Source organism: Pedobacter sp. 10L46_2 (genome assembly GCF_056395165.1).
In genome coordinates this window covers 1-10,214 of record NZ_JBFTIZ010000159.1, presented here as the reverse complement: position 1 = coordinate 10,214, position 10,214 = coordinate 1, and the positions used below count along the sequence as shown (strand labels likewise).

The window sequence follows — 10,214 nt, the reverse complement described above, 5'->3', positions numbered from 1 at the left end:
CTTTTAACCACCAACTAATATCCAGCCAACTTCTTTCTTCAGCTTCAACTTATAAGTTTTGGTAATGAAGTTGCTGCCGATGTTTTTATCTTTAAAGAATATCGAGAAATCTGTCATTTCTTTTTTGAGTGAAACAGTAACGCGAGCTATTTTTGAGTCTCCTTTTATAAGTGTAATTGGCTTCTCTTCATCAAGAACATAATTAACGGCTCTTACGGTAGCATTATGTGCATCATGTTTAATAATGTAAGGTTTTGATTTATCGGTTAGCGTAATCAAATAGAAGTACACACTGTCTTTAGATAAGAACTTCTTTTTTTGATTCTGAAGGACCATTTCAACAAGTCCTTTTTCTTCCAGGGCTTTATACTTTTGCAGCTCCAACTGATCGTTCTTGCTTCTGAACTTAATTTCCCCAATATTTATTTTGGTACTCTCGTATTCCGGATTTGCTTTAAGGTGGGCTGATATTACATCTTCAGCTGTACCCTCGTCTAAATTACCACCGCTTTTACAAGATGATATAAAGAAAATCAATGTTGCTGCGATAGTTAATAATGTGAAGTTTTTCATGGTGAGCATTATAGATTAATGTTTCAATTGTTTTAGGTATAATTGAATGGTGTTCTCCAAACCTAAATAGAGGGCATCACTGATTAATGCGTGGCCAATACTAACCTCCAGTAACCCAGGAATGCTTTCAGCAAAATATTTTAGGTTGTGTAAGTCTAAATCGTGGCCTGCATTAATGCCCAGTCCTATTTCATTAGCCTTGTGCGCAGCTGCGATGTAAGGTAAAATGGCTTTTTCCCTATTGTCGTAATAATTATGCGCATAAGCCTCGGTGTAAAGTTCAATTCTGTCGGTTCCACTTTCTGCCGCAGCCTCCACCATTTCTACTACCGGATCTACAAAGATGGACACACGAATTCCGGCAGATTTAAACACAGAGACCATCTCTTGCAGGTAATCTTTATGTTTTATAGTGTCCCATCCATGATTGGAGGTAATTTGGCCTTCTGCATCCGGAACAAGGGTTACCTGGGCAGGTTTATTTGCTAAAACCAGGTCAACAAATTTTTGCTCTCTGCAGTTACCCTCTATATTAAATTCTGTAGCTATAGTTGCTTTCAAATCAAAAACATCCTGATATCTGATGTGTCTTTCATCAGGTCTGGGGTGTACAGTTATCCCCTCCGATCCAAAGCGCTCACAATCCAATGCTACTTTAACAAGATCCGGATTGTTTCCTCCACGACTATTACGAAGGGTTGCTATTTTATTGATGTTTACTGAAAGTTTCGTCATGTTATCCCAAATATAAATATGCAAGTAAAGGTAAAAAATTTCTGTATTTTGCTATCAGTTATAATCATTCGATATATGTCATTTAAATTGTTGATCTCATTTGTCGCTTTCTGTTGTATTCAGCATGTTGTTTATGCACAGAAAGATACTGTTGTGTTTAAAGGGTATCCTGTAGTTGCGCATACAGACACACTCTTTCACATTAAAAATAAGCTTGGTTCCTTGTCTGCACCAGAAAGAGCACAAAGAACTTCTTCCAAAGTTGAGGCCTTATCTGAGGATCTTCTTTTTGTACCCGATTCTTTAATTACAGTTGATGATTCTACCCTTGTAGGAATTGTTTATAAAGGCGATATTTTATTAAGCTTATCAAAAGCTGACGCAGATTCCGTGAAGATGGATAAAGAGGTTATGGCTAAAGCTTATCAGGAAATTATTATAAATAATATCAATAATTACAGGAAGGAAACCAACGTATCAGAACTTTTAAAGCGAGCGGGATTGGGGCTGCTGATCATTGTTGTATTAGGCGTATGTATATTTTTTTTAAATAAATACTCTAACAGGTTTAACAGCTGGTTGAGTTTCAAATTGCATGAAAGAATTGGGCATTTGAAAATTAAGGATTATGAGTTGATCGACAGAAGAAGGGAGCTGATATTAATAAGCAAGTTCCTGAACTTAATTAAAATCTTTGTCATCCTTTTGCTGATCTATCTTACCCTCCCAGTTATTTTTAGGCTCTTTCCATGGACAAAACCCTGGAGCGATAGTCTGATTAGCTTTGTGCTGAACCCACTAAAGAACATATTTAGTGCTTTAATTGACTTTGTACCAAAACTGATTACTATAGCTGTTATAGTTGGGGTATTCCATTATGTGAAAAAGGCAATTAAGTTTTTAGCTTACGAGGTCGAGACTGAAAGGCTAAAGGTTAGCGGTTTTTATCCTGACTGGGCAAAACCTACATTTAATATTGTTAAGATTTTATTAAACGCCTTTATGATAGTGATGATATGGCCCTATATTCCGGGGTCGGATCTGGCCATATTTAAAGGAGTATCTGTGTTTTTGGGGATACTGATTTCCTTTGGATCATCATCGGCCATTAGTAATGGCGTGGCTGGCATGGTGATTACTTATATGCGTCCTTTTAGAATTGGAGACGTTGTTAAAATTGGAGATACTACCGGCGCTGTTTTAGAGAAATCATTATTAGTTACCCGTGTCAGAACAATCAAAAACGAAATCATTACCATTCCTAATAGTGCCATCTTAAATGGGAACACTGTGAATTATACCAGCATGTCTGTTAACGAAGGATTGATTATCCATAGCACGCTTACTTTAGGCTATGATATTCCATGGACAAAAATTCATGAACTGCTGATTAATGCTGCACTTGCAACCGAAGGCGTAATTAAGGATAGAGCTCCTTTTGTGCTGCAAACAAGTCTTGATGATTGGTACGTGTCTTATCAGCTAAATGCCTACATCAGTAATCCGGGCATTATGGCTGTTATCTATTCAGAGATGCATAAGAATATTCATGAAGCATTTGATAAAGCGGGAGTAGAGATTATGTCTCCTCATTATCAGGCAATAAGGGACGGCAATGCAAGCACTGTTCAGGTTAAAAATTAAATGAAATAAGTGTGTGAAGACGATTTTGTATCTATTAATGGTCTTAGCTATTCCTTGTTCGGCTCAGGTTAGTATTGAGGGGTATAATAAATATTTTGCAATTACTAAGTATAACAATAAGGAATTACTGATACTTCGGAAATTCAAAACCTCAGGAACTGCTTCTTATTTAGCGGTTAATCCTGCTGAACTAACTACATCAATAATTCCGGCTGCCGGAGTAATTGTGAAAGAAATGGCGTTAGACCAAGCACTTATTTATTTTGAAAATTCAGCATATTCTAAGGCAATGTCGTCGGCAAGGCAACTATCTAATAGCTTGCAGGATGCAGGAATTATTCATGGTTTCCAAAAAGAAAAAGGAATAACGTTAACAATTGATCTGTGCCCTTCGCATAAAGTTCTAGATAGAATAATCTTTACCTCACTCATTTCAGAATTTCAGAAAACAGAGAAACCGGTGCCAATTGCAATATCAATTACCGGCCGATGGATGCTTACCCATGCCAACGATTTAAATTGGCTTAAAGAGCTGGAAAAATCCAACTATATAAAGGTTACATGGATAAACCATTCTTACAATCATCATGTAAGTTCTAAAGCACCCCTTAAAACTAATTTTTTATTGGAGCCGGGCACAGATTTGAATTTCGAAGTATTAGGAACCGAACTGGCTATGTTACAACACGGGATGTTGCCATCTGTTTTCTTCCGTTTTCCGGGTCTTGTATCAGATACAGAAGTAGTAAAACGTGTGCTTTCTTATGGGGTTATTCCTGTTGGGAGTGATGCATGGCTTGCAAAAGGTCAGCCAGCCAACTCAGGGAGTATAGTTCTAATTCATGGAAATGGAAATGAACCACTGGGGGTTCAGGATTTTATTAAACTCCTTAAGAATAAGCAAAAAGACATTCAAGGCAAACAATGGATAATGTACGATTTAAGAGAAAGTGTTGAGGATGAGTTTCAACAGAAATAATGGATATGCCTGATAACAAAAAGAGGGAAATTACATTAGTAATTTCCCTCTTTTTATATCTATCCGAGTGATTAGTATCTGTAAGTATCTGGTTTAAATGGACCTTCAACCGGAACACCAATGTATTCTGCCTGATGTGCATCTAAAACATCAAGTTCAACACCAATTTTAGCCAGGTGTAAACGAGCTACTTTTTCGTCCAAATGCTTAGGTAACACATAAACTTTGTTCTCATATTGATCTGTATTGGTCCACAATTCTAATTGAGCCAAAGTTTGGTTAGTGAATGAGTTAGACATTACAAAACTTGGGTGACCAGTTGCACAGCCTAAATTTACCAAACGACCTTCGGCCAATAGGATGATGTCTTTTCCGTCAATAGTATATTTATCAACCTGAGGTTTGATCTCTACTTTAGTAGCACCATAGTTTTTGTTTAACCAGGCAACATCAATTTCATTATCAAAGTGACCAATGTTACAAACGATCGCTTTATCTTTCATGCTTTTGAAATGCTCAGCACGAACGATATCGCAGTTACCGGTTGTAGTTACAATAATATCAGCTTCTTTAACTGCGGTAGCAAATTTCTTAACTTCATAGCCTTCCATTGCAGCTTGTAAAGCACAGATCGGGTCAATTTCAGAAACGATTACACGTACACCTTGTGAGCTTAAAGATTCAGCTGAACCTTTACCAACATCACCGTAACCAGCAACAACAGCTACTTTACCAGCCATCATGATATCAGTAGCACGACGGATCGCATCTACTAATGATTCACGACAACCGTATTTGTTGTCAAATTTAGATTTGGTAACTGAGTCGTTTACATTGATTGCAGGTAAATGCAATGTTCCGTTTTTCATACGCTCGTATAAGCGGTGAACACCGGTAGTAGTTTCTTCAGATAAACCTTTGATGTTAGCGATAAGCTCCGGGAATTTATCGAAAACCATATTGGTTAAGTCGCCACCATCATCTAAGATCATGTTTAACGGCTGACGCTCAGGGCCGAAATGTAAAGTTTGCTCGATGCACCAGTCAAAGCTAGCTTCATCTAAACCTTTCCAGGCATATACCTGAATACCAGCTGCAGCAATAGCAGCAGCAGCGTGATCCTGAGTAGAAAATATATTACAAGATGACCAGGTAACTTCAGCACCTAACGCAACTAGTGTTTCAATTAAAACTGCAGTTTGGATGGTCATGTGAAGGCAGCCTGCAATGCGTGCGCCTTTTAATGGTTGAGAAGGACCAAATTCTTCGCGTAATGACATTAAACCAGGCATTTCTGCTTCTGCCAGTTCAATCTCTTTGCGGCCCCATTCTGCCAGTGAAATGTCCTTAACTTTGTAAGGAACGTAAGTTGTCTCTACTGATGACATATGTTTATTTATTAAGTTTCTAATATACAGCCTGCAAATTTACGACTATTTATGTTTATTTATTGCAACAAAAAAGGAATGGATCAATTCAACTCGTTCTGGTCTATTTGATACGATGTTTCGTATTAGATAAATCGGCATTAAAGAGCCCGATTGTTCGGTAAAAGCACCTTTTTTTCTAAGTATGGGGACGAAGTATCATCGAACAGAAACACAGAGCAAACAGCGTTCCTTTTGTAGAGTAAGACGTGTTTTGTCTAAACGTTAATTATTGTTAAAAATAAAGGCCGAGCTTCACATAGAATCATTTGTCTCCTGAAAATTAATATATTTAAGGAACCAAATGACGCCTTTATGTTAAAATTCGCTCTCAGCAGTTTAATAATCTGCATTTTCTCCTATGGCCATGCTGTGGCTCAAGCAAGCAAAATTGATAGCACAGGAATGGTGACGCTCAGGATTGACCCCAACAGCGCACGCGGTGCGGCTGTATCTCAGTTCTTCGATGAAGTTATCTTTACCCCGTTAGAAACCACTAAGGAAAGTCTGTTTGGTTCTATAAATTCACTGAAAATCGCCGGCGACAATTATGTTATTTACGATTGGGAAACCAAAGCAGTATTGATTTTTACTAAAGCGGGAAAATATGTTGCGAAGATCAATGCCAATAAAATAGAGAAAGATCCTAAAGTTAAAGATCAGAGTTTCTATGGCTTTAATATTAAAAAGGAAGATGGTCAAGTGCTGATTGAGATTTCGTCAGGTAAACAAATTTACTATTTTGATTTAACTGCCAAGCTGGTAAAGAAAGTACCTATTGTTAAGGATAAACAGAAAGACTATACCAATTATAAGAAATTTAGTGATGGTACGATTATAGACCAGGCTTTTCTGGAGGAAAGTGGTAAAGACAGCATCTACTATAACGTAAGCATTTTGAAGGATGGCAAGAGGGTAGAAAGTTATTTCCCTTACCGAACGGCTGACCACAAGGGCGATGAGCGCTGGCATGGTGGCCGTGTATATGATTATGGTAATCCGGATGAGTATCTTTTTGTAAAGAACTTCTATTATAACATTTACAAATTAACGGCTAAAAAGCTTTCTTTGGCTTATAGGATCTTGTTTCCGGCCTCAAACTCTCTTCCTATGGATTATGATACCAACCCAATCTATAAAGGGAAGGGTTATGATTATTATGAGAAAAACAGGGATGTTTTTTATGATTTGGCTAACAGTTACCTGCATTTTAATAACCTGTATTTCCAGGTTAGGAACTGGAATTGGAGCCGGGATGAGAAAAAAGCTTTTATATATAACTTAAAAACAACTGAATTGACATCTATTGCAGATATAGAGCCTGATTCTACCTCTCAGTTTTTGCCGATTACGGATTTGGCATCTCAATATGATTTTACAAACAAAGGCTTTCATATCGTTACTCCTGAATGTTTTTACACCAGCTATTCTTCTCTAACGCTCTTTACCGCTAAAGAACAGAATGAAGATAAAAACAGGAAGTATAATGCTGCTTTAACAGAGTACTTTAAAACACAAAACAAGAAAAGTAATCCCATAATTATTCAGCTTAAACCAAAAAAATTCTAACGCTCCATGTTCAAATTAAATACCATAACGCTGGCATTTCTGCTCAGTATTGCCTGCTTTACGCTTAATGCACAGCAAGCTACCACTGTAAATCCAGGAACTGCAAAGGGTATTGTGAGAGATACGGCACAGAACTATGTGCTAAAATCTGCTACCGTATCTATCTATAAATCGGCCGATAGCACCTTGTTAAGCTACCAGGTAACCAATAATTATGGGGAATTTAGCTTTAAAAACCTGCCTGTAAATGTTCTTCTAAGACTGGATATTAACAATGTAGGTTACTATACTTCCAGAAAGACATTTACGATACCTTCGGGTAAGAATACCATTGACCTCCAGACCATTGTTGCCAACCGCAGGGACATCACGCTTGACGATGTAGTGATCACCGTGCCACCGATTAGTATGAATGGTGATACGTTAGAGTTTAATGCTGCGGCTTTTAAATTAGATAGTAATGCTGTGGTTGAGGATTTGCTTAGGCAGATACCCAACATCACCTTGTGGGGAGACGGACAGATTACGGTAAACGGTAAAGAGGTTAAAAGCTTATTGGTAAATGGAAAGTCCTTTTTTGGTGGTGATATGAAGCAGGCTACACAAAATCTGGCTAAAAATGCGGTCCAGAAAATACAGGTGTACAACAAATCAAGGAGTCAGCAAAGTACCAATCCTGCAGATTCTACGCTGGAGATGAACATTAAACTAAAAAAAGGCAAGGATGTTGGTTTTTTTGGTAAGATTGGCGCAGGTTATGGAACAGATAAGCGTTTTGAAACGGACGCCAGTATCAATATGTTTACGCCCAAAATGCAACTTGCCGTTGTTGGCGCCATAAACAATATTAACAAGATTGCGGATAATACGCGCGATCTCCAATCTAACAGTACGTTTAAGGGGGTTGGTACCAATGTAGAATATCAGCCTGATTTTAGGGCTGAAGGGATAACACGCCCCAGTGCACTCGGGGCAAACTTTACCTACAATTTTATAGAAAAGCCCACGTGGGAGTTAAAAAACACCTTAAAATCTAATTACTTTTTACAAGACAAGAATACCAATTACCTAGCTGATGCTAAGACAACTACCTCTGTTAACAGTACGGATAAGGTGATTGACAACAGCATTACCAACAATCAATCTTCTAATACCACGCAGCGATTTGATTCGAATTACGAGTATACTAAAAAGGGGCATAATTTGAATTTCTCCCAGGAAGTAAACTTTAATCAGGGTGATAATGTAGATCAGACTTTTCGTACGGCTACTAATTTGCAGGATGTGCTAACCAGTACAAATAATTCAATGAATACCGGAAATTACAACAATAAGAGTTTTAGGTTTGGTGGTCAGTACAGGTATTCTCCATATATCATTACACAAACAACGCGGTTTAGGGGTTTCGAGGCCAACTATAATTTGAATACCTACAATAATGAAAGCGACCGCCTGAACCTGACTGAGTTTAAATCATTTACTGGTACTGCAGCTAATCAGAAATTTAACAGAAAGTACAACACCCTTGCGGAAGGGTTCAGACAGGAACTCAATTTAACTATACAGGATCTAAAGGGGCTGATTTTTGGAAACAAAAAATACTCACGTATGAGCTTTGATTTAACGAACAGGTTACTGCTGAACTCTGATAAAAATAATAACAGGGTGCAGGATTTGGATACCATAAATAACGTATACCGGACTAACGCCTATTTAAATAATCAAATAACTACGAATGTTATTGAGGAAACACCTGGGTTGAGAATAAGAAGATCTTTCTCGAAAAGTATGTCTAACCGTTATTACAAGTCCTTGTCCCTCACGTTTCATCCTAAAGAGCTATTAATTAGTCAGGATAATAAATCTGACAGGTCTTTCCAAAACTTAAAACGCAACTACAGCCAGTTTGCCCCTGACGTAGAGATTAGTTTTTACAATAATCAATATGGGGAAACCTCGAGGAACTACTCTCTTGAGTACAGAACAACTTTGAAGATACCTAATATCAATCAGCTTGCTCCACTAACCGACAGCACGGTATCAGGAAGGCTTTAAAGCTTAAAACATCGGAATTTCAGTTTAATTTATATGGAAACTTCAATACAGCTATAAACCCTGGGTATACCAATAGTGTATTTACTTATTCGAGTAATTTAAATACGTATTATAGCGGTAGTGTTAATTATACGTATAAGAGTTATTTGGCGGTGGCGCTTAGCCAATCGTGGTCTACCTACAAATCCAAACAAGAGGCCTTTAACACCCAATATAGCGGAAAGAACGTTGGCACCACATTGACGGCCAGCTATAACATCACCAAGAAGTTGACGTTGAATAGCAATATCAGTAACAACAACAGTTCTTCATCGAATTCTAAAAACATTGTTTACACCATCTGGAATGCGAACCTGGTTTGTCGCTTCCTTAAAGGTAATAATGCTGAGGTCAAATTCGCGGCCCTCGATTTATTAAGGCAGAACACCAGCGTAATTAACTATGGTGATGCCAATAGTTTTACCATAGGTAGGCAAAATGTATTGACACAATATTTTATGACCACAATTTCCTACTATCCAAGACAGTTTGGAAAGAAGGCCAAGGCTAAGAAATGATGATATAACAGAGGAGAGCGCTTGTTTTTGATTTATACAAAGTAATTTAAAGGTCAAAACTATATTGGTCTTATCGCCAATGCTTTGATGCTAGTTACAGGTACAGTACCTTTGTATACTCAAAAAGAAAATTTATAAAAATATTAAGCATATGTATCCAGAATATTTAGTTGAACCAATGCGTGCTGAACTTACAACCGTAGGTTTTGAAGAATTAAAAACTGCTGAAGCAGTTGATAGCGCCATTACAAGCGAAGGAACTGTGTTTGTAGTAGTGAACTCGGTATGTGGTTGTGCAGCTGCAAACGCGCGTCCGGCAGCAAAATTAGCTGCAGCAAATGAAAAACACCCTACAAAATTGGTAACGGTTTTTGCTGGTATGGAAAAAGAAGCGGTTGACAGAGCTAGAGGTTATATGTTGCCTTTTCCTCCATCATCACCTTCAATGGCTTTATTTAAAGATGGTAAATTAGTTCATATGATAGAGCGTCATCAAATAGAAGGCCGTCCGGCGCAAATGATTGCCGATAGCCTTATTGGTGCTTTTGAGCAGTACTGCTAGAAATAAAAAAATATAAAAGAGGGAGCCTGAAAATATCAGGCTCCCTCTTTTTGCGCTTAATATTATTTAAAGAGCAGAAAATATAAAGGTGCTTATAGAACGCGGTGGTAGGG

At 37.8% G+C, this 10,214-nt stretch carries 9 protein-coding genes; 6 read left to right on the top strand and 3 right to left on the bottom strand.

The window, feature by feature from the left end; translation table 11 throughout:
• Window positions 1–3 precede the first annotated feature (3 nt).
• Both AC1DDX_RS16765 and AC1DDX_RS16760 read right to left on the bottom strand, forming a co-directional pair.
• The gene (locus AC1DDX_RS16765) at window positions 4–573 is read right to left on the bottom strand and encodes a hypothetical protein (protein WP_172659343.1); all 570 of its coding nucleotides are present in this window, start codon (window positions 571–573) and stop codon (window positions 4–6) included.
• A 15-nt stretch (window positions 574–588) separates the two neighbouring features.
• Window positions 589–1,308: a pyridoxine 5'-phosphate synthase gene (locus AC1DDX_RS16760; protein WP_288882577.1), complete on the bottom strand. Its 720-nt coding sequence runs from the start codon at window positions 1,306–1,308 to the stop codon at window positions 589–591.
• A 75-nt stretch (window positions 1,309–1,383) separates the two neighbouring features.
• On the opposite strand from AC1DDX_RS16760, the gene AC1DDX_RS16755 reads away from it, so the two are divergent.
• Both AC1DDX_RS16755 and AC1DDX_RS16750 read left to right on the top strand, forming a co-directional pair.
• Window positions 1,384–2,952: a mechanosensitive ion channel family protein gene (locus AC1DDX_RS16755; RefSeq protein WP_172659345.1), complete on the top strand. Its 1,569-nt coding sequence runs from the start codon at window positions 1,384–1,386 to the stop codon at window positions 2,950–2,952.
• Window positions 2,953–2,965: 13 nt separating this feature from the next.
• Entirely contained in the window at window positions 2,966–3,931 is a 966-nt protein-coding gene (locus tag AC1DDX_RS16750) for a polysaccharide deacetylase family protein (protein WP_172659346.1), read from the top strand.
• Window positions 3,932–4,002: 71 nt separating this feature from the next.
• On the opposite strand, the gene ahcY is transcribed toward AC1DDX_RS16750, so the two are convergent.
• Window positions 4,003–5,319 carry an adenosylhomocysteinase gene (ahcY, locus tag AC1DDX_RS16745; RefSeq protein WP_172659347.1) on the bottom strand — a complete coding sequence of 439 codons (1,317 nt, stop codon included), beginning with the start codon at window positions 5,317–5,319 and terminating at the stop codon, window positions 4,003–4,005.
• 354 nt (window positions 5,320–5,673) lie between these two features.
• On the opposite strand from ahcY, the gene AC1DDX_RS16740 reads away from it, so the two are divergent.
• From AC1DDX_RS16740 to AC1DDX_RS16725, 4 genes are all read left to right on the top strand, one after another.
• A complete protein-coding gene (locus AC1DDX_RS16740; RefSeq protein WP_172659348.1) occupies window positions 5,674–6,927 on the top strand; it encodes a 6-bladed beta-propeller in 1,254 nt (417 codons plus the stop codon).
• 6 nt (window positions 6,928–6,933) lie between these two features.
• On the top strand, window positions 6,934–8,982 hold the full coding sequence (locus AC1DDX_RS16735) for a TonB-dependent receptor (RefSeq protein WP_477622299.1): 2,049 nt from the start codon (window positions 6,934–6,936) through the stop codon (window positions 8,980–8,982).
• 152 nt (window positions 8,983–9,134) lie between these two features.
• Window positions 9,135–9,539 (top strand): hypothetical protein, encoded by a 405-nt coding sequence (locus AC1DDX_RS16730; RefSeq protein WP_477622298.1) that lies wholly within the window; start codon window positions 9,135–9,137, stop codon window positions 9,537–9,539.
• A 151-nt stretch (window positions 9,540–9,690) separates the two neighbouring features.
• Window positions 9,691–10,101 (top strand): BrxA/BrxB family bacilliredoxin, encoded by a 411-nt coding sequence (locus AC1DDX_RS16725; protein WP_172659350.1) that lies wholly within the window; start codon window positions 9,691–9,693, stop codon window positions 10,099–10,101.
• Window positions 10,102–10,214: the final 113 nt, after the last annotated feature.

Bases quoted from the DNA above. Each gene is read 5' to 3' on its own strand.
- AC1DDX_RS16765 (WP_172659343.1), bottom strand. From the start codon at position 573: ATGAAAAACTTCACATTATTAACTATCGCAGCAACATTGATTTTCTTT.
- AC1DDX_RS16760 (WP_288882577.1), bottom strand. From the start codon at position 1,308: ATGACGAAACTTTCAGTAAACATCAATAAAATAGCAACCCTTCGTAAT.
- AC1DDX_RS16755 (WP_172659345.1), top strand. From the start codon at position 1,384: ATGTCATTTAAATTGTTGATCTCATTTGTCGCTTTCTGTTGTATTCAG.
- ahcY (WP_172659347.1), bottom strand. From the start codon at position 5,319: ATGTCATCAGTAGAGACAACTTACGTTCCTTACAAAGTTAAGGACATT.
- AC1DDX_RS16740 (WP_172659348.1), top strand. From the start codon at position 5,674: ATGTTAAAATTCGCTCTCAGCAGTTTAATAATCTGCATTTTCTCCTAT.
- AC1DDX_RS16735 (WP_477622299.1), top strand. From the start codon at position 6,934: ATGTTCAAATTAAATACCATAACGCTGGCATTTCTGCTCAGTATTGCC.
- AC1DDX_RS16725 (WP_172659350.1), top strand. From the start codon at position 9,691: ATGTATCCAGAATATTTAGTTGAACCAATGCGTGCTGAACTTACAACC.